Genomic DNA, 19,651 nt, shown 5'->3' with positions numbered 1-19,651 from the left:
TTATTGCACTACGATCTTGTCCCAGCCGCTTTTGAACATGCAGCTGTCGACTAACGTATCCCGGCTATCTGCATTCGCGTCTTCAACCGTGTAGCTCGTGGAAATATCCTTTTTCTTGTTCTTTTTGTCCGTTTTTTCCGAGCTCGAACCGGTCACCACGTTATCCGGAGGCAGATCGATCAGGGCCTGCGCTTCGCATTCGGTGAGCTTTTTATTCATCTCAGCGTCGCTCACGCCCGGTTTTACCCATTTGTACTGGACGCAGCCGGTGAGCATCAGCGTGAGGCTCAGAACGCAAAGCGCGGTAATGCGGTGTTTCATCAGAAGCTAACTCCACCGCCTACGTATGCGCCATCAATCAGGGTGTGGTTTGGACGACCATCTTTGCCGTCAACGCTCACGTGGCGGTAGCCTACTTTCAGCGTAACCGGTTTGATTGGGGTCCAGCTTACGCCGCCGTTAGCTTCAACGTAGTTTTTAACGCTGTTGTTCAGGCCTTCTGGTGCCGCATAGCCTTCGCCATAGACGTGGATGCTGTCGGTCAGCGCAACGTTTACGCCGCCGCCAATCGGGAAGGCCACGCCGTTATCGCCTTTTTTCGGTCCGATGTAGATGGCTTTTGCGCCCGCATTCAGCATCACCGGGCCCACTTCCAGGTTGTAGCCTGCGCCCACGCCACCGGTCTGGGTACCGTCGTCGGTGTTTTTCAGCCAGTTACTTTCGAGATAAACACCGGATGAGGATTTGCCCATTTCCAGGTTGAGGTTGGTAAAGTTTTTACCCTGCTCAATGCTGCCGCCCATTGCCAGTGCGGAACCCGAGATGGCGGTCAATGCAGAAAGAAGAAGAATGTTCAGTTTTTTCATGTTTCGTGCCTCATCATCAAATTAATCTGGGGGCACCTTAACAAGCGATGTTTATGACTGCAAATGTGATGCAAATCGACTTTTCATGCTGTAATTGTTAATTCTTTTATCTTTATTTGTAACGTTTAAGTTGGGTTGTCGGTGTGTCAACGCGCAAATTTGAGGCGTTGAGGAACAGTTTAATTTTTTGACTAAACGAAATCTGAACGAGGCAGGGATAGTGATTTGATATGCATTAATTGGGCTTCTAATAATTTCCAATTCCATTTCTAAAATCACATAAAAAAACAAATTTTTACATTTTTATGGTCATTATTCGTTCAGATGTCCGGCCACGTTTCCTTTTCATGTCATTTTTCTGACACGTTTGTTCATTACGTTGTGGGCTTCACTTTCCGGATGCTAACAATATGAAAAGAAAAATTATTCCTGTGCTTATCGGCTGTACGCTCTCTTTCTCTGGCCTGGCGGCGCAGCCCACGGCTGAGCGCTATGTCGTCAGCTTCCCTGACGGCTCACACGTGAAATACAGCGGCGCGTTTGCCGGTGCGTTTCCGAATGGACTCCCGGTAGGGATTGGCTCCGGCCTGCTGTTTACGGGCAAGCAGGGCGACGCTCTGACCTTCGCGACCGTGACCGATCGCGGTCCTAACGCCGATGCGCCCAAAATGGGTAAAAACGAAGCCAAAATTTTTGTCACGCCGGATTTCGCGCCGCTGCTGATGACAATTCGCGTTCAGAACGGAAAAGCGGAGGCAACGGATGCCCGCCCGCTGCATGATGATAAAGGCGAGATTAACGGCCTGCCGCTGCAAAGCGGCGTGATTGGAGCCACCAATGAGGTAGCGTTCAGCGATACCCTCAAAATTCTGAAGGGTGACAACCGCGGGCTGGACACGGAAGGCATCACGCCGGACGGCAAGGGCGGCTTCTGGCTGTGCGACGAGTATGGCCCGTTCCTGATTAACGTCGACAGCAAAGGGAAAATTCTGGCGATCCACGGGCCGCAGGCGGCGGAAGGGGAAAAATCCATCGCGGGCGGTCTGCCAAACGTTATCAAATGGCGCCAGCCTAACCGGGGCTTTGAAGGCCTGACCCGGATGCCGGACGGGCGGATTATCGCCGCCGTGCAAAGCACGCTGGATATCGACGGTAAGAGCAAAAAGCAGGCGCTGTTTACCCGTCTGGTGAGCTTCGACCCGGCGACCGGCAAAACGGCGATGTATGGCTACCCCATCGACAGCGCGGCCTACGACAAAAACAGCGACGCTAAAATCGGCGACATCGTGGCGCTGGACGACCAGCACATCCTGCTGATTGAACAGGGTGAGGATAAAAATGACGCGATGCGTAACCTTATCTACAAGGTGGATCTCAGCAAGGCGAGCGACCTGACCGCTTTCGACAAGCCGGGCGAGTACCCGGAGTTTGATGATGAGAAAACCCTGGCGCAGCGCGGCATTACCCTTGCTGCAAAAACGCAGGTCGTCGATCTGCGCGCGCTGGGCTGGAAACAGGAGAAGGCCGAAGGACTGGCGCTGATCGACGGCAAACGGCTTGCGGTGGCGAACGATAACGACTTTGGCGTGAAGGTGGCGATGCAGCATCCGGTTGAGGGCAAAAAGCTCAAGGACTATCGGGTGAACGAGGAAGGCAAGCTGACGCTGGATGATAAACCGGTGGAAACCACGCTCAGCGTGAAGCCGCTGAAGAAGCCGGAGTCAGAGAGCGAGCTGTGGATTGTGAAGCTGTCGGAGGCGTTGAAATAATTTTATCCCTCATCCTAACCCTCTCCCCACAGGGGAGAGGGGATTGTTCGGTGCAGATATTTATCAACGCGGAGCAGCTAGATAGTTTTAACGCTCTTTTCCCAGGTCTCGACCAGATGATCTCGCAGGCTTCCGGTTCCGTGCATTGTCACCAGAAGATTCTGTCGTGCGCGGGTAAAACCGACGTAAAGGCGCTTGATATCGTCACTCAGATCTTCACTGTCCCTTTCCTTTGCCGCATCCATAATGGCGACTGAGTGAAATTCAAGACCTTTACTGCTGGGCAGCGGCATGACGCAGAGGAAATCATTCTGCGGTGACCAGTGCTTTTTATCATCGCTGGAGACAATCATCTGGTAGGGGATCTTGCGGGCTTCGAGCCGTGGTCCGAGCATACCTGAAATGCTGTAGGTGGAGGGGCACAGTATGGCGATTTCCGACCATGAAACCCCCTGCTGACGCTGCTCTGTGACCCAATCAAGGACGCGTGTAATCTCCTCGTCCTGATTATCAAAGCTGTCCAGCGACGGATACTGCCCTGACAGCCCTCCTGCGGCAGGCTGCTGGTATTTGAGAGAGGCTTCTATGTGATTATTGAGATAATTAAATGCTACGCTGCTGGCAAAATGGAGTATTTGCCGGGTATTGCGATAATTGGTATCCAGAATCGTTGTGCGGCCCTGAGCCTTTATATCGACGCTGGAGAGGGTAAAATCGAGCGCTTTCTTTTTCTGATAAATTGACTGAGCGTCATCGTACAGGAAAAGCAGGGAGCTATCTTTATTGTCCGGCATCCTGGCGAGAATCCTTAGCCATTCCGGCTTAAAATCGTGTCCTTCATCGATCAACACGGCGCTGTACTGCTCTGGTTTGATCACGCCCTCTTCAAATGCCACCGTCAGCGCATTTTCCATCAGTTCAATAAAGTTTTTGCTCCTGGGGGGAAGACGCCGATGCGCGTTTAATTGTTGATAACACCAGGCGTGGAAATGGGTAATTTCGACAGGAAGACGGAGAGTGTGTTGCTCCAGTTGCGCTTTGAGCTTTTTGGCGAGCGTGATGTTGTAGCAAATCACCAGTATCGGTTTGGTGTTTTCAATATTGTTGGCAAGCTCTATACATCGGTGGTGCAAAATGAGCGTTTTGCCGGAGCCTGCCACGCCGTGAATGACCCTGTGTCCCGCCCCCATACTTCTGGCGAGTTGTTCCTGGTTCCTGTCCATCATGCAGACCACATCAGGGGTGTGGAACGTAAAATTATCCAGATCGACCCGCGTCACGGACGCGTTAATACGTACGTCGGGATAAAGATGCCAGCGAATGCGGTCGAGCTGTTGTGGGGTAGCGTGATGAACGAAGCGATGTCTGAGAAGGGATTCGAGCCGGGCGGAGATCTGTTCCCGGGTCATAAACTCGGTGAGCTCGTCTTTGCAAATCACCTGGCTGGTGGGCAATATTTCATTCAGCTCGTCGGGTGTAAAATTCTTTTCCAGCTGCGCCCGGGTGATATTGCTCAAGTACACCCCGTATCCATACGGCATAATAAAGCTGCCCTCATAATCACCCTGCTGCTGGCGAAGCAGAGGATCTTTTTTCAGGCTGTCAATGATGTGGAAGGTATATTGTCGAACCTGTTCGAGCGGGTTTTTTAGGGGCTCAATGCCGTTTTTGGTCTCATAATCAATATGCGTTTTATTCGCAGATTTTATTTTCGTGATAAACCAGTCTTTCACCTCAATAAACAACAAACCTTTTTCCGGTGCCAGAATCACAAAATCAGGATGCTCTTGCCTGTCTCCCATTCGGGTATCATACCAGCAGGTACATTGTTCGCTGAGCCCACCCTCAAGAAGCCTCGCCAGCCTTTTTTCTCCTGCCGTAATCTTCTCGCTACAGCTGCTGATTGTGGGAATAATGATTGCCATATTACGCCTACCAATTCATGAGAATTATATAAATCCATTTAATTAATATTTTAAGGAATATTAATCAAAGCATGATTGCATTATTGGTAAGAACATTAACAGACAATATAGCAAACAGAAAGGGCGACACCCGCATTTTGCCTGAATGAAATACGCTCCCTTTTCTGATTAAAAGGGAGCAACGATTTACTTCTTCAGCCCCGCAAACGCTGCTCGGATTTCTTCTTCCGGCAGTTGGATACCAATAAACACCATCACGCTGTGCGGCGCTTCATCGCCCCACGGGCGGTCCCAGTCGGCGCTGTACAGGCGCTGTACGCCCTGAAACAGCAGGCGGTTCGGCTCGCCGTCGATCCACAGCATGCCTTTGTAGCGCAGCAGCCTGTCGGCAAACGACAGCAGCAGGTTTTCCATTACCCGGGAGACCTCGCTGATGTCCACCGGATAGTCCAGCTCCACCACAATCGACGCCACGTCGTTTTGCTTGTCTCCCATAAAGTGGAAGCGCGGTTTCGTGGTGACGTTCTCCTCCAGCATAAAGCCGTTGGTGTTAAACAGCTGGGATAGATCGATATCGCCATGCGTCACCGTATAAATCGGCGCGCGTGAATTGATGCGCGTCAGGCGCTCGCGGAGTTTTTCGTTGTCGCCCGCCACGTCGGTTTTGGTCAGCAGAATGCGGTCGGCGTAGCCTACCTGGGACTGGGCAATGGTGAACTGGTTCATCTGCTCGTCGGCGTGGACCGCGTCTACCAGGGCAATCACCCCGTCCAGCAGGTAGCGCTGGCAAAGAATATCGTGCGAGAAAAAGGTCTGAATAATCGGGCCGGGGTCGGCCATGCCGGTGCACTCGATCACCAGGCGGTCGAAGCCGATGTCACCGCGATCGCGGCTGTCGAGCAGGTCCAGCAGGGCGTCTTCCAGCTCGTTAGAGCGGGTGCAGCAGATGCAGCCGTTGGTCAGGGTTTTGATTTGCGTGGCGCGGTCTCCGATTAATTGATCGTCAACGGAGACTTCGCCAAATTCGTTTTCGATGACGGCGATTTTGAAGCCGTGCTGCTCGTTCAGGATGTGGCGCAGCAGGGTGGTTTTACCGGCGCCGAGGAAACCGGTCAGCAGGGTAACGGCAATCGGGGTCATGGTCTCTCCTTTAGCAGCAGCGGACGCCGCCTTCTCCACTTCCGCCGTAGCGCGCTTCCTGACGCTCGCGGAAGAATTCGGTGTAGGTCATGTACGGCTTATCCGGATGGTTGGTCTTCATATGCTCAACGTAGTTGTCATAGTCCGGAATGCCAATCAGCATCTTCGCCGCCTGACCGAGGTATTTTTTTGCTTCGCCTAAGTTACCAAACATTGAGGGTTCCAGATAGAAGAAGCCCGGAGGCGTGCAGCGATCCGGGCCTACAGTGACAGGCTTAATTAATGGTGTGAAGAGGTCTTCACGCCGCCTTCCGGCACCGGCACGTACGGGGTCTCTTTATCCGTACGGCCTTCGGTGTTGCGCACTTTCATCCAGGTTTTGATGCCGTAGAAGATAATGCTGTACACCACCACCAGGAACAGAATGCTCAGACCCGCGTTGGTGTAGTTGTTCACCACGATATGGTTCATGTTAGCAATCTGCTGCGCGGTCAGATCCGCGCCGCCTGCGGCAATCTTCTCTTTGTACTGGTTAGCCATGAAGAAGAAGCCTTCCAGCTGCGGGTTGGTGCTGAACAGCTTCAGGCCCAGCGCCCAGGTGGTGCAGAGCAGCAGCCACAGCGCAGGAACCACGGTCACCCAGATGTATTTGGTGCGCTTCATCTTCACGAGGACGACGGTACCGAGCACCAGGGCAACGGCTGCCAGCATCTGGTTAGAGATACCGAACAGTGGCCACAGGCTCTTCACGCCGCCGAGCGGGTCGACAACGCCCTGATACAGCAGGTAGCCCCACAGGCCTACGCACCCGGCAGTACCCAGAACACCCGCTACCAGAGAGTCGGTTTTCTTCAGGAACGGCACGAAGTTGCCCAGCAGATCCTGCAGCATGAAGCGGCCCGCACGGGTACCGGCATCCAGCGCGGTGAGGATGAACAGCGCTTCGAACAGAATACCGAAGTGGTACCAGAAGCCCATGTCCGCCCACGGCAGCACTTTGTGGAACACGTGTGCGATACCCACGGCCAGCGTCGGCGCGCCACCTGCGCGGTTCAGCACGGACGGTTCGCCAATGTCCTTCGCGGTCTGCATGATCTGCTCAGGCGAGATCACGAAGCCCCAGGAGCTGACGGTCGCCGCCGCGTGTGCGCTGGCCTCTTTCAGCTGCGCCATGATCAGCGCGGTATTTTCCCCGCCCATCTCATGCAGGTTTGGCATGGTGATGCCCAGACCCGCCGGTGGAGTGTTCATCGCGAAGTACAGGCCTGGCTCGATAATCGAGGCCGCAACCAGCGCCATGATCGCCACGAAGGACTCCATCAGCATCGCGCCGTAACCGATAAAGCGCGCGTCGGTTTCGTTAGCCATCAGCTTCGGCGTGGTGCCGGAAGCGATCAGCGCGTGGAAGCCTGAAACGGCGCCGCAGGCGATGGTGATAAACAGGAACGGGAACAGGGCGCCTTTCCACAGCGGACCGGTGCCGTCAATGTACTGGGTCACCGCCGGCATTTTCAGCTCAGGGTTGATGATGACAATCCCGATCGCCAGCCCGACGATGACACCGATTTTCAGGAAGGTCGCCAGGTAGTCGCGCGGAGCCAGAATCAGCCACACCGGCAACAGGGCGGAAACGAACGCGTAACCGATCAGCGCGAAGGTGATGGTGGTGTCTTTAAAGGTCAGCGCCGGGCCCCAGTACGGGTCGTGCGCAATCACGCCGCCGAAGTAGATGGAGGCGACCAGCAGCACGATACCAATGACCGACACTTCACCCACGCGGCCTGGGCGCAGGAAGCGCATATAGATGCCCATGAACAGCGCAATCGGTACGGTAGAGCAGACGGTGAAGACGCCCCATGGACTTTCGGCCAACGCTTTCACCACGATCAGCGCCAGCACCGCGAGGATGATGATCATGATCAGGAAGCAGCCGAAGAGGGCGATAGTGCCCGGCACGCGGCCCATTTCTTCTTTGATCATCTCGCCCAGCGACGAGCCGTTACGGCGCGAGGAGATAAACAGCACCATAAAGTCCTGCACCGCCCCCGCCAGCACCACGCCCGCCAGCAGCCAGAGCGTACCCGGCAGGTAGCCCATTTGCGCGGCCAGCACCGGGCCGACCAGCGGGCCCGCGCCTGCAATGGCGGCAAAGTGGTGACCAAACAGCACGTAGCGGTTGGTTGGTACGTAGTTAAGGCCGTCATTGTTAATGACCGCCGGGGTGGCGCGCGTCGGGTCGAGCTTCATGACCTTCTGCGCGATGTATAAGCTGTAGTAGCGATAGGCCACAAGGTAGACGGAGACCGACGCGACCACGATCCACAGGGCGCTGACGTGTTCGCCCCGGCGTAATGCGACAACCGCCAGACAGAAAGCGCCGAGGATCCCGAGTAAGGCCCAGGGCACGTGCTTAAGTAGTTTTTTAGTATCCATAGTAAGACCTGGTTTTTTTATGTAAAGAAAAAAGGGTCAGGGTTCGTTGTGAGGAGGTATTGATTAATGCTGGAGCGATCGTGCCAGATCCGCGCGCGCGTAAAGGACGGTAAATGAGTGAGTGGTTGAAAGTGATGGGTGAGCGGTCAAAGGACGCGGCGAGTGGTTCAGGCTCGCCGCTGGTCGGGGAAATTATGTGATTGAGATCACGTGGTTTTCCGGGCTGCGCTCCATCGACAGGTAGCTTTCCAGCGTCTTGATGAGCTTCTCCTTCAGCCAGCTCGGCTCCAGGATCTGAATATTCGGCAGCCAGTAGAACAGCAGCGGCAGGATCTGGTTTTCGTGTGCCGCCTGGCAGCGCAGCGTGACGCCGCCGCGCCGCTCCTCCAGCAGCTCCTGTTCCGGCAGGAGATCGCGACGCAGGAAGTAATGTGAAATGTTATCCTTAATGAATATTTTCACGGTGAAAGTAGTTTCGGACACCCACGGGTCGAGGCTTTTTTCCAGCAGTTCCCGAACATTTTCATCAGGAGTAAAAAAGGTTTTTTGAACATCAAACCAGCTAATCTGGCTTAATGAAAAGGATTTCAACCGGCTATTTTCGGTAGCTTGTAAATACCATATATTTTTTTTGTTAATGAGTTTATAGGGATTAATCAGACGGGTTTTACCCTTATAAACGATCTGACAGATATTATGGTTCTTAATCGATTTCTCGATTTTCGCTAAATGGCGGCGGATATCACGCTGCACCGTGTGCTCTGCGTCATTACCGAGGATAAGAATATGGTTTTCGTCGACGCGCGCCTCCAGCTTTTGCCAGAAGTCCGTATTTCTTTCAGGGAAAAAGTTATCGGCATTCAGGAAGTTAGCCAGAGCATGATGTAATCCCTGCCCGCCGGGAGATTGGGCGGAGTGGATCAGTCGATATAGCCCGTTACCGGTATGTTCAACAATGGGCGAGAGCGCATTTAAATCCCGGTAGACGGTACGCTCGGTAATTTTAAATTTCTCCATTAGCGCACTGCGGTTTACCACCCCGTGTAAATGTAGCTCAAGGAGAATATCGACCAGACGTTCAGCCGAGCGGCTCCGCGTCGTTTTAGCCATAAGGTCTTCCTGTATATTGGGTATGCGCTGAACAATGCAAAAGCACTGACCGGAGATGTCAGTATTCAGGCACAGAAAATTTCTCTTATGGGTATATAACGGCGTGATTTAGCGGAAACCTTAGCAATTTTTGTAGAAAGCGGCGCTGGCCCGAAAAAAGGCCAGCGCGAGGGGGATCACACGACGGCTTCCATCTCCATCATCACCGGGTGGAAACGGCGCTTAAAGTAGATCAGGCCGTGTCCCGCTTCACTCAAGATGATGTTTTTCACTTCGACAAGATAAACCAGATGCGTGCCGATGGTTTGCACCTGGGTAATCTCGCCTTCCAGGCTCGCCAGCGCGCCTTTCAGCACCGGCTGCCCCAGCGGGCCTTTCTGCCAGCAGGAGAGGGCAAAGCGCTCCTCCATTGCCATCCCCGTCATCCCGGCGAAGTGGCGGGCCATGATCTCCTGCTCGTGGTTCAGCACGTTGACGCACAGCCTGCCGTTGCCCTGAAAGACCGGGTTCATGGCGCTGTTGGCGTTAATGCAGACCATGACCGACGGCGGGGTATCCGTCACCGAGCAGACGGCGGTGGCGGTAATGCCGCAGCGTCCGGCGTCGCCCTCGGTGGTGACCACATTGACCGCCGCCGACAGGCTGCTCATTGCGTCGCGAAAACGCAGGCGTTGTTCATCTGAATGCATTGTAACCTCCCGCTGCGCTATTTCAGCAGCTTGTCGAGCATGTTGATATCGCTGTTGTTGTGCAGGTGCGGCACGGTCCAGCCGTGCTGGTCGTACTCGGACATGCAGCGGTCGACCATTGCCATCATCTTGTCCATATTCCCGGAGCTTTGCGCCTGACGCAGGCATTGCAGGCGGATCTCATCCTGGCTGCCGGAGTAGTTGATTTCGTACAACTCGTGACGACCCCCAAACTCGCTGCCGATGGCGTCCCACATCAGTTTCAAAATCTTGATGCGTTCGACGTGATCCATTCCGTTGGAGCCGCGCACGTACTTCGCCAGATACTGGTCGATCTGCGGGTTGTTCAGGTCCCGCGCGCTGGACGGCAGATAAATCAGCCCGGAGGTCACGTTACGTTCGATGATGTTCTTGATCTTCGCGTAGGCCATCGGGGCCATCACGCGGTAGGTTTGCAGCGCCGCGTGGTCCGGCAGGTACGCGCCGTTCACCCACGGCGTGGCTTCGGAGCACATGGAGTCGCTCAGCGCCCAGAACATATTGCGCCAGGCCACTACTTCACCGAGATCCGCCTGCACGCCGCGGAACTCAAGGGTACCGGTGCACTCCAGGGATTTCTTCAGCAGGGCGGTGATGAAGTCGAGCTTCACCGCCAGACGCACGCAGGCCTGCAGCGGGTACATGCGGGCGAAGCCGCCCTCCATCGTCCAGCGACGGCAGCGGTCGAAATCGCGGTAGATCAGCACGTTTTCCCACGGGATCAGCACGTTATCCATCACCAGGATCGCGTCGTTCTCGTCGAAGCGGCTGGAGAGCGGGTAGTCGTACGGGGAGCCGGTTGCGCCTGCCACCATCTCATACGAGGCGCGGGAGATCAGCTTCACGCCTTCGGCATCCATCGGCGCGACGAACATCAGCGCGAAGTCCGGGTTTTCGCCCATCACCTGCGCGGAGCCAAAACCGATCATGTTGTAGTGGGTCAACGCCGAGTTGGTTGCGACGACTTTCGCACCGCTGACGATAATCCCGGCATCGGTCTCTTTCTCCAGCTTGATGTAGACGTCCTTCACCTCGTCCGCCGGCTTGTGGCGGTCGATCGGCGGGTTGACGATGGCGTGGTTGAAGTACAGGCCGGTTTCCTGAATGCGGGTGTACCAGCTGCGGGCGTTCTGCTCGAACTGACCGTAGAAGGCAGGGTTAGCGCCGAGGGCGCAGCCGAACGCCGCTTTGTAGTCCGGCGTGCGGCCCATCCAGCCGTAGCTCAGGCGCGACCACTCGGCGATGGCGTCGCGCTGCTGGCGCAGGTCGTCGGCGCTTTTCGCCACGCGGAAAAATTTGTGGGTGTAGCCGCCGCTGCCGGTGTCGGTGCCCCAGCACAGCGTGTCCTGCATGTCCGGCTTGTGCAGCGCATCGTACATCTGGGCGATAGACGCCGCCGCATTGCGAAACGCCGGGTGGGTGGTGACGTCCTTAACGCGCTCGCCGTAGATATAAATCTCACGACCGTCCTGCAGACTTTTTAAATACTCTTCGCCGGTTAACGGACGTTTGGCATCAGCGCGGAATTCTTCAGGCTTCATAGGGACCTCGTATCGGAAGATGGTTGTTAAATTTATGTTTTGTTTTTGTTGTTTAATTGAAGCGTGAGAGGGGCGGAACGTGAAGGGACGATTGGGACAACGGCGGGTACTTTTCGGGCGGGATTGGGATTTGTGATCTGTGCGGGTTTTTGGCGGGTGGCGCTGCGCTTACCCGCCCTACGAACCGTGATGCGTTCAGGAAACCGGTACTTTCTGCGCCCGATACGCGCTGGGCGAGCAGCCCGTCAGGCGATTGAAAAACCGGGCGAAATAGGCTGGATCTTTAAATCCCAGCTGCCAGGCAATCTCGCTGACCGCGCTGTCGGAAAACAGCAGCAGGCGCCTGGCCTCGCGCAGCTGCCGGTCGAAGATCAGCCGTTTCGGCGAGCGGTTGGCGAAGCGGCGGCAGATGTCCGTCAGGCGGGATTCGGTCAGGTGCAACTCGCTGGCGTATTCCGGTACCGTCCAGTGCTGGTGATAGTGGGTGTCGATCAGCTGGGTAAAGCGCTGGAACAGCTTCAGCTCGCCGCGCATCCCGCTGGCCGCGTGGTCGTCGAGCTTCGCGTTGCGCAGCAGCAGGGTAAATACCGCCTGCGCCAGCAGGACCAGCGTATGCTCACGGCCCGGCAGCTGCGCCGTGGATTCCCGGGCGATGAGCTGCCAGTAGTGCTTCAGCGCCGCCAGTTCGTCAGGTTTGTCGGCAAGCGACAGGCAGATCCCCGGCAGGCCAAACGCTTCCCGCGTGCCGGGGTAGAGCACTTCTAATAGCGGCCAGATGAGATCCTCGCGCACCGTCAGCACGTGCCCGTCGCTGTCGGATTCGGTGATAAACGCGTGCGGCACCGACGGCGGCGTCAGCACAAATAGCGGCGCCTGCACCGAATAGCGGTGGTCGTCGAGCTGGAGTTCAATCTGTCCGGTATCGAGAAAGTGCATCTGAAAGTACTGGTCGTGACGATGCGCCTGCATGTCGCGGCCAAAAAAGGCCGCCATGCGGGCGAACGACTGATAGTGCACGTCGTCGGTGCCCAGACTTTCGTCGTACTCCTTGCTGATATCAATGTTGGCGATAGGGCTCTGGCACATGATCGTTCCTCTGTTGAACCCGCTGCGTCATCGGGATGCGCGTCAGCACCAGCGCGCCGACCACCAGCAGACCCGCCACAAACCACAGCCCGGAGCTGAAGCTGCCGGTCGCGTCGCGCAGGATCCCAATCAGCAGCGGGCTGACTGCGGATCCGACGTTACCGATGGCGTTGATCACCGCCAGCGCCACCGCGCGTGACTGCAGGCTAATAACCTGGTCCGGCGTGGTCCAGAATATCGCCATGGCGGTAAACGATCCGGTTGAGGCCATGATGATGCCAAGCAGCTGGATCAGGCTGTGATCGGTCACGGAGGCCAGCATCCATCCCGCCGCGGCAAACAGGTACGGCAGGATGGTGTGCTTTTTTCGCTCTTTCAGCCTGTCGGAGCGGCGACTCCACCAGATCATCCCGAGGATGGTACAAAACTGCGGGATCGCCGCCAGCAGGCCAATCACGATATTGCTGCTGCCGGTGTTGAAGCTTTGCAGGATCTGCGGCGTCCAGATGTTGATCGCGCTCAGCGTATTGGTCAGACAGAAGTAGGCCAGCGTGTAGAGCAGCACGGCGGGCGTAAGCACCTCGCGCAGCGTCGAGCGCGGCGTGACGGATTGGGCGATGGCGACCTCCTGCTCGCGCGCGATCATCGTTTTCAGCGCCTGCTTTTCGTCCTCATCCAGCCTGGTGGCCTGATCCGGCGTGTCGTTGAGGTAAAACCAGGTCACCACGCCGAGCACCACCGACGGCAACCCCTCCAGCAGAAACAGCCACTGCCAGCCCTTCAGGTTCCACAGCCCGTCCATCGCCAGAATATACCCGGAGAGGATCGAGCCAAGCATCATGGTCACCGGCATGGCGATCATAAACAGCGCGTTGGCGCGGGCGCGGTGATAGGCCGGGAACCACCAGGTGAGATAGACCAAAATCCCTGGCAGGAAACCGGCTTCCGCAATGCCTACCAGCATGCGCAGGACGTAAAGCGTTTCGGGGCTGGTAGCGAACATGGTGCAGGTGGAGGCGATGCCCCACACCACCATGATCCCGGCGATCCAGCGGCGCGCGCCGACCTTCGCCAGCATGATATTGCTGGGGATCCCGCACAGCACGTAGGTGACGTAAAACAGCGTCGTGGCCAGGCCAAACATGGTCGACGTGAGGCCCAGATCTTTGCCCATCGTCAGCCCGGCAAAGCCGATGTTGATGCGATCGAGAAACGAGAAAACAAACAAGATAAAGAGAAACACGATCAAACGACGGAACAGCTTATTTATTGCGCGATGTTCTACATCTTTATTATGCAGGGTTGAGGTCGTCATGTTGCGCTCCACATCGTACGTTTAGTAGACGGATTTATTGTTATCAACTGCTGTGGTGACGTCGGTAAAGCGGGCCGCTAGCGCTTCGGCGCTGCGGGCGAGCAGGGTGGTATCCACACCGACCGCCACAAACAATGCGCCGAGGCTGAGATAGCGTTTCGCCAGCTGTTCATTCGCCATCAGGATGCCGGGCGCTTTGCCTGCGCTGAGGATCTGCGCGATCGCCTGCTCGATGGCGGCCTGCACCTCCGGGTGCTGCGGATTGCCGGCAAAGCCCATGTCGGCGCTCAGATCCGCCGGTCCGATAAACACGCCGTCGACGCCTTCCACGTCCAGGATCTGCGGCAGGTTTTTCAGCGCCTCGCGGGTTTCGATCTGCACCAGCACGCACATGGCGTCGTTAGCCTGATGCAGGTAATCCGGGATGCGGTTCCAGCGCGACGCGCGCGCCAGGGCGCTGCCGACGCCGCGGATGCCCGCAGGCGGGTAGCGGGTGGCGCTTACCGCCAGCCGCGCCTCGTCAGCGTTTTGCACCATCGGCACCAGCAGGGTTTGCGCGCCTATGTCCAGCAACTGCTTGATCTGCACCGGATCGTTCCACGACGGGCGCACTACCGGCTGGCTGGGATAGGGGGCGATAGCCTGTAACTGAGTTAACACGGTCTGCACGCTGTTCGGCGCGTGCTCGCCGTCGATCAGCAGCCAGTCAAAACCGGCCCCGGCCAGCAGCTCGGCGCTGTAGCTGCTGGTCAGCCCCAGCCATAAACCGATTTGCGGGCGGCCCGCCTTCAGCGCCGCTTTGAATGCGTTTTGCATGGTCGCCTCCTTATACAAAGCGACAGCTGATGGAACCCATGTTGCCGTAGTCAACATGGAAGGTGTCGCCTCTGCTGGCGGCAACCGGACGGGTAAACGAGCCGCCGAGGATGATCTGTCCGGGCTCAAGCTGCACGTCGTACGGCGCGAGCTTGTTCGCCAGCCACGCCACGCCGTTCGCCGGGTGGTTAAGCACGCCCGCGGCGACGCCGGTCTCTTCGATCACGCCGTTGCGGTAGAGCAGGGCGGAGATCCAGCGCAGATCCAGCGCGTCGGGCTTAATCGGACGACCGCCGAGGATCACCCCGGCGTTGGCGGCGTTATCGGAGATGGTGTCGAACACCTTGCGCGGGCGCTGGGTCTCCGGGTCAACGTTGTGGCAGCGGGCGTCGATCAGCTCCAGGGCGGGAATGACGTAATCCGTGGCGTTGTAGACGTCGAAGATCGTGCAGTTCGGGCCGCGCAGCGGTTTTGCCAGCACGAAGGCCAGCTCCACTTCGATACGCGGGACGATAAAGCGGTCGACGGGGATGTCGCTACCGTCGTGGAAGAACATGTCGTCCAGCAGCGCGCCGTAGTCCGGCTCGCTGATTTGCGAGCTGGCCTGCATCGCTTTCGAGGTGAGGCCAATCTTATGGCCTTTCAGCACGCGGCCTTCGGCAATTTTCAGGCTCACCCATTCGCGCTGTACGGCGTAGGCGTCTTCGATGGTGATCTCCGGGTACTCCAGCGAGATCGCGCGGATCTGCTCCCGGGACTGTTCCGCCTGATGCAGGCGGTGGGCGATCAGGGTATGGGTGTGTTTGTCCAGCATAAAAGACCTCAGCGAAAGAGCGCGTGCACGTTGTTTTGTTTGTAATTGAGCGTCGGATGCAGTTCGTCTATCTCCAACGACAGCGCCAGATATCGGCTTGCCATCAGCGCCGCGAAGTGGGTTTTGATCAGCGCAAACAGCATCTCCCCCACGGCTTTCCGGCTCTCCAGGCTGCGCCCGGCGCCGATCTTCAGCGTCATATGCACAAAGGCGTAATCATGCTTACCGTCCGCCATCTGCCAGGTGTCAAGCCAGTAGGCGCGGCTGCGGATGCCGCCGAGCGGGAAGATGCCCGTGGCGGCCAGCGCCTCGTTCACTTTGGCGAACAGCCCCGGCAGGTCGGCCTGCGCGCGGATGTTGTCGGTACATTCAGCAATAAAGTGCGGCATAACAACTCCTTATGCGGGAAGCGGGAAAACGGCGTTGACCTGGCCGGTGCCGGAGCTGGCGAACAGCTCGGTGAGGAACTCCACCTTGCCGTCGTATTTATCCCAGCCCAGCATCCCCAGCAGCATCACCGTGTCGTGCATGTTCCCCTCGCCGTAGCAGTAGTCGGCGTACTCCGGCAGCATGCTGCAAAACTCTTTAAACTGGCCTTCGCGCCACAGCTTGACCACCCGCTCGTCCATCTGACGGTCGAACTCGCGGGTGTAGCTGTTCATCCCTTCTTCCGCACGCTGGTCGTCGATAAAGCGGTGCGAGAGCGAGCCGCTGGCGAGCACCGCCACGGTGCCGTCGTACTTTTCGATGGCGCTGACGATGGCCTCGCCCAGCCTGCGGCTGTCGGCGAAATCGTGAACCGTGCAGAACGCGGAGATGGAGATCACTTTGAAGTGCTTATCCGCGTTCATGTAGCGCATCGGCACCAGCGTGCCGTACTCCAGCTTGAGGCTCGGGATGTTGTGCGCCTTGGCGCGCACGCCGAGCTTCACCGCTTCGTCGGCGATCAGCTGCCCGAGCTCCGGGTTGCCGTCGTAGTCGTAGGTCATGTCGCGGATAAAGTGCGGCAGCTCGTTACTGGTATAGACGCCTGAAAAATGATCCGCACAGTTGATGTGGTATGCGCTGTTTACCAGCCAGTGGGTGTCGAACACGATGATGGTGTCCACGCCCAGCTCGCGGCAGCGCTTGCTGATCTCTTTATGCCCGTCGATGGCCGACTGGCGGCAGCCGTGGTTTTTCCCCGGCAGCTCGGAAAGATACATCGACGGCACGTGGGTGATTTTTGCCGCTAACGCTAGCTTGCCCATTGTCAGATCCCCCATTTTGGAATCGGATGGTCGCCCATGGAGATGCAGACGTTCTTCATCTCCGCGAACACTTCAAAGCTGTACTCGCCGCCCTCGCGGCCGGTGCCGGAGGCCTTCACGCCGCCAAACGGCTGGCGCAGGTCGCGCACGTTCTGGGTGTTCACGAACACCATGCCCGCTTCAATGCTGCGCGCCAGACGGAGCACCTTGCTGACGTCCTGGGTCCAGATGTATGACGCCAGGCCGTACTCCACGTCGTTCGCCAGGCGCAGGCCTTCCGCCTCGTCCTTAAACGGCAGCAGGCAGGCCACCGGCCCGAAGATCTCCTCCTGCGCCACGCGCATGCGGTTGTCGACGTCCGCCAGCACCGTCGGGCGCAGGAAGTTGCCGCCTTTCAGGTGTGCAGGCAGATCGGTCGGTTTGTCCGGGCCGCCCGCCAGCAGGGTGGCGCCTTCCTCAATGCCGAGGCGGATATAGCCGGAGACTTTCTCCCAGTGCTGCTGGCTGATGAGCGCGCCAATCTGGGTGTTCGGATCGGTCGGATCGCCCACGCGCAGGCGATTGGCGCGTTCGGCGAAGCGCTTGACGAACTCCGGGTAAATGCTCTGCTGGATGAAGATGCGCGAGCCCGCGGTGCAGCGCTCGCCGTTGATGGAGAAGATGGTGAACAGCGCGGCGTCCAGCGCGCGCTCGATGTCCGCATCTTCAAAAATCAGCACCGGGGATTTGCCGCCCAGCTCCATGGAATATTTCTTCAGCCCGGCGTTTTTCATGATGTTGCGCCCGGTGGCGGTGCCGCCGGTGAAGGAGACGGCGCGCACGTCGTGGTGGCGCACCAGCGCGTCGCCTGCCGTCGCCCCGTAGCCCTGCACCACGTTCAGCACGCCCGCCGGAATGCCCGCCTCCAGCGCCAGCTCGCCCAGACGGTCGGCGGTCAGCGGCGAGAGTTCAGACATCTTCAGCACCGCGGTGTTGCCCAGCGCCAGGCACGGCGCGACCTTCCAGGTGGCGGTCATAAACGGCACATTCCACGGCGACACCAGCGCGCAGACGCCCACCGGCTGCACCAGCGTGTAGTTGAGCATTTTGTCGTCGACCGGGTAGGTTTTGCCGTTCATCTGCTGGCATACCTCGGCGAAGAACTCGAAGTTGTGCGAGGCGCGCGGGATGAGCACATTTTTGGTCTGGTGAATCGGCAGGCCGGTGTCGGCGGTTTCCATGGCGGCGATCTCGGGCACGTTCTGGTCGATCAGATCCCCCAGGCGACGCATCAGGCGCGCGCGCTCCTTCATCGGCAGGTTGGCCCATTTCGGGAACGCCTCTTTAGCGGCGGCAACGGCCTGATGAATTTCCGCTTCACCGCCGGAGGCGACTTCCGCTAATACCTCGCCGGAGGCCGGGTTAGTGGTATGGAAGTACTCGCTTCCGGCGACGTTTTTACCGTTGATCCAGTGGTTAATCTTTTTCATTTTGCAGTCTCCTCGCTGACAATCCGGTTCACCAGGCGGCCCACGCCTTCCACTTCCACCACCACTTCATCGCCCGGCACCACATCGGACAGCCCCTTCGGCGTGCCGGTGGCGATCATGTCGCCCGGCTGTAGGGTCATAAAATCGCTCAGATACGCAATCAGGTAAGGAATGCTGAAAATGAGATCGGCGGTGGTGCCTTCCTGACGCAGTTCGCCGTTGACGAAGGTGCGCAGGGTTAAGTTATGCGGATCAGGAATGGCTTCTTTCGGCACGATGTTCGGGCTGATGGGGGTTAATCCGTCGCGGCTTTTGACCCGCAGGTTCGGGCGGTAGTAATTTTCCAGGTAGTCGCGGATGGCGTAGTCGTTGCAGACCGTGTAGCCCGCGACATAATCCATCGCCTCGGCTTCGCTCACCTTACGCGCGGTTTTACCGATGACCACCACCAACTCCGCCTCGTAGTGCATGTATTCGATATTGTTCGGGCGCACCGAGGTCTGGTTGTCGCCATTGAAGGTGTTCGGCGCTTTGATAAACACCAGCGGCTCGGTGGGCGGCTTGAAGTCCAGCTCGCTGGCATGATCGGCGTAGTTAAGACCGAGGGCGAACAGCGTGGCGTGTTCAGGCGTGCGGTGGGAAAGGGCAACGTCGCGCTCGTTCACCACCGGGTTTTCCAGCGGCGGGAAACCTTCCGCCAGAATCCGCACGCGATCGCCCGGGCGGATCTTCACGCGGCTTTGCGGCGTGCCGAGCAGGATCGCATCACCGGGATTGAGGGTGGCGAATTCGCTCAGGGCGCTCAGCAGTTCGGCGGCGCTGCGCTGCAGATCGGCGGTGTTCCAGTGGTCCGCTTCGCGGCCGTTGATCTCGGTGATGATGGTCAGGTTGCCGACGTTATCAACGGCGGCCAGCTCGCCAAGCGGGCAAAAGCCGTCCCGGCATTTGGCCTTAATAGCCGGACGGTAGAAGCTCTCTTCCGGCAGGCTCACCTCGTTGGCCAGCGCGTACCCGGCGATGTAGGCCGCGGCGTCCTCTACGCGCACCCTGCTGGCGGTTTTACCCACAACCAGCGCCACCGTCGCGCCGCTTAACACCGTTTCCCCCTGCGGGAAAGGAATGGGCTCGCCCGCGCGAATCACCGTGTTGTGCGGTTTGATAAACCACACCGGCGTTTTTGGCGGCGTGTTGTAAGGGGCTTTTTCAAACGCCTCAGCCCAGGCTTCTTGCTGACTCTGGTGGTTCAGCGCGACGGCAAATACGGTACCTTTCATTCACTTACTCCTCACCCCGACGGTCCGGGTTATAATTTCATTAATATGTTAATGATCTGTTTTTATGCTTTTGCTGTTTATTTCGCAATCAGAAGTGAAAAATTTGTGATATGAA

At 57.6% G+C, this 19,651-nt stretch carries 18 protein-coding genes; 1 reads left to right on the top strand and 17 read right to left on the bottom strand.

Annotated elements, in window-relative coordinates; genetic code table 11:
* Entirely contained in the window at nt 1-321 is a 321-nt protein-coding gene (locus tag INF73_RS07880) for a hypothetical protein (RefSeq protein WP_045259538.1), read from the bottom strand.
* On the bottom strand, nt 321-866 hold the full coding sequence (locus tag INF73_RS07875; protein WP_028015391.1) for a YfaZ family outer membrane protein: 546 nt from the start codon (nt 864-866) through the stop codon (nt 321-323). The genes INF73_RS07880 and INF73_RS07875 overlap by 1 nt, the downstream gene beginning before the upstream one ends.
* A gap of 410 nt (nt 867-1,276) precedes the next feature.
* On the opposite strand from INF73_RS07875, the gene INF73_RS07870 reads away from it, so the two are divergent.
* Nucleotides 1,277-2,635, top strand: coding sequence for an esterase-like activity of phytase family protein (locus tag INF73_RS07870; RefSeq protein WP_193542898.1), 1,359 nt, complete (start codon nt 1,277-1,279; stop codon nt 2,633-2,635).
* Nucleotides 2,636-2,712: 77 nt separating this feature from the next.
* Here INF73_RS07870 and INF73_RS07865 read toward each other — a convergent pair whose 3' ends face one another.
* From INF73_RS07865 to hpaG, 15 genes are all read right to left on the bottom strand, one after another.
* Nucleotides 2,713-4,560, bottom strand: coding sequence for a 3'-5' exonuclease (locus INF73_RS07865; protein WP_193542900.1), 1,848 nt, complete (start codon nt 4,558-4,560; stop codon nt 2,713-2,715).
* Between the two features lie 186 nt (nt 4,561-4,746).
* Nucleotides 4,747-5,700, bottom strand: a complete 954-nt coding sequence (yjiA, locus tag INF73_RS07860; RefSeq protein ID WP_193541997.1) for a GTPase — start codon at nt 5,698-5,700, stop codon at nt 4,747-4,749.
* A gap of 10 nt (nt 5,701-5,710) precedes the next feature.
* Nucleotides 5,711-5,914: a YbdD/YjiX family protein gene (locus INF73_RS07855; RefSeq protein ID WP_003856610.1), complete on the bottom strand. Its 204-nt coding sequence runs from the start codon at nt 5,912-5,914 to the stop codon at nt 5,711-5,713.
* A gap of 65 nt (nt 5,915-5,979) precedes the next feature.
* Nucleotides 5,980-8,133 carry a carbon starvation CstA family protein gene (locus INF73_RS07850; RefSeq protein WP_028015394.1) on the bottom strand — a complete coding sequence of 718 codons (2,154 nt, stop codon included), beginning with the start codon at nt 8,131-8,133 and terminating at the stop codon, nt 5,980-5,982.
* Between the two features lie 192 nt (nt 8,134-8,325).
* Nucleotides 8,326-9,243 (bottom strand): YafY family protein, encoded by a 918-nt coding sequence (locus INF73_RS07845; protein ID WP_193541999.1) that lies wholly within the window; start codon nt 9,241-9,243, stop codon nt 8,326-8,328.
* 176 nt (nt 9,244-9,419) lie between these two features.
* Nucleotides 9,420-9,932, bottom strand: a complete 513-nt coding sequence (locus tag INF73_RS07840) for a 4-hydroxyphenylacetate 3-monooxygenase reductase subunit (protein ID WP_193542001.1) — start codon at nt 9,930-9,932, stop codon at nt 9,420-9,422.
* Nucleotides 9,933-9,949: 17 nt separating this feature from the next.
* Nucleotides 9,950-11,512, bottom strand: coding sequence for a 4-hydroxyphenylacetate 3-monooxygenase, oxygenase component (gene hpaB / locus INF73_RS07835; RefSeq protein ID WP_045259532.1), 1,563 nt, complete (start codon nt 11,510-11,512; stop codon nt 9,950-9,952).
* 195 nt (nt 11,513-11,707) lie between these two features.
* On the bottom strand, nt 11,708-12,598 hold the full coding sequence (gene hpaA, locus INF73_RS07830) for a 4-hydroxyphenylacetate catabolism regulatory protein HpaA (protein ID WP_047363639.1): 891 nt from the start codon (nt 12,596-12,598) through the stop codon (nt 11,708-11,710).
* The gene (gene hpaX, locus INF73_RS07825) at nt 12,570-13,913 is read right to left on the bottom strand and encodes a 4-hydroxyphenylacetate permease (protein ID WP_193542003.1); all 1,344 of its coding nucleotides are present in this window, start codon (nt 13,911-13,913) and stop codon (nt 12,570-12,572) included. The genes hpaA and hpaX overlap by 29 nt, the downstream gene beginning before the upstream one ends.
* A gap of 21 nt (nt 13,914-13,934) precedes the next feature.
* Entirely contained in the window at nt 13,935-14,729 is a 795-nt protein-coding gene (gene hpaI / locus INF73_RS07820; RefSeq protein ID WP_193542005.1) for a 4-hydroxy-2-oxoheptanedioate aldolase, read from the bottom strand.
* A gap of 10 nt (nt 14,730-14,739) precedes the next feature.
* Entirely contained in the window at nt 14,740-15,543 is an 804-nt protein-coding gene (hpaH, locus tag INF73_RS07815; RefSeq protein ID WP_045259529.1) for a 2-oxo-hept-4-ene-1,7-dioate hydratase, read from the bottom strand.
* Nucleotides 15,544-15,551: 8 nt separating this feature from the next.
* On the bottom strand, nt 15,552-15,932 hold the full coding sequence (locus INF73_RS07810; protein ID WP_193359903.1) for a 5-carboxymethyl-2-hydroxymuconate Delta-isomerase: 381 nt from the start codon (nt 15,930-15,932) through the stop codon (nt 15,552-15,554).
* Nucleotides 15,933-15,941: 9 nt separating this feature from the next.
* Nucleotides 15,942-16,793: a 3,4-dihydroxyphenylacetate 2,3-dioxygenase gene (gene hpaD / locus INF73_RS07805; protein ID WP_041911312.1), complete on the bottom strand. Its 852-nt coding sequence runs from the start codon at nt 16,791-16,793 to the stop codon at nt 15,942-15,944.
* Between the two features lie 2 nt (nt 16,794-16,795).
* The gene (gene hpaE, locus INF73_RS07800; protein ID WP_047367279.1) at nt 16,796-18,262 is read right to left on the bottom strand and encodes a 5-carboxymethyl-2-hydroxymuconate semialdehyde dehydrogenase; all 1,467 of its coding nucleotides are present in this window, start codon (nt 18,260-18,262) and stop codon (nt 16,796-16,798) included.
* Nucleotides 18,259-19,536 (bottom strand): 4-hydroxyphenylacetate degradation bifunctional isomerase/decarboxylase, encoded by a 1,278-nt coding sequence (gene hpaG / locus INF73_RS07795; RefSeq protein ID WP_193542007.1) that lies wholly within the window; start codon nt 19,534-19,536, stop codon nt 18,259-18,261. Before hpaG ends, hpaE begins: the two co-directional genes overlap by 4 nt.
* Between the last annotated feature and the right edge of the window lie 115 nt (nt 19,537-19,651).

This window comes from Enterobacter cloacae complex sp. P6RS, from assembly GCF_014982245.1.
GTDB lineage: Bacteria > Pseudomonadota > Gammaproteobacteria > Enterobacterales > Enterobacteriaceae > Enterobacter > Enterobacter bugandensis.
Note: the sequence above shows the minus strand (reverse complement) of the source record. Positions and strands in the feature narration are given on the sequence as shown.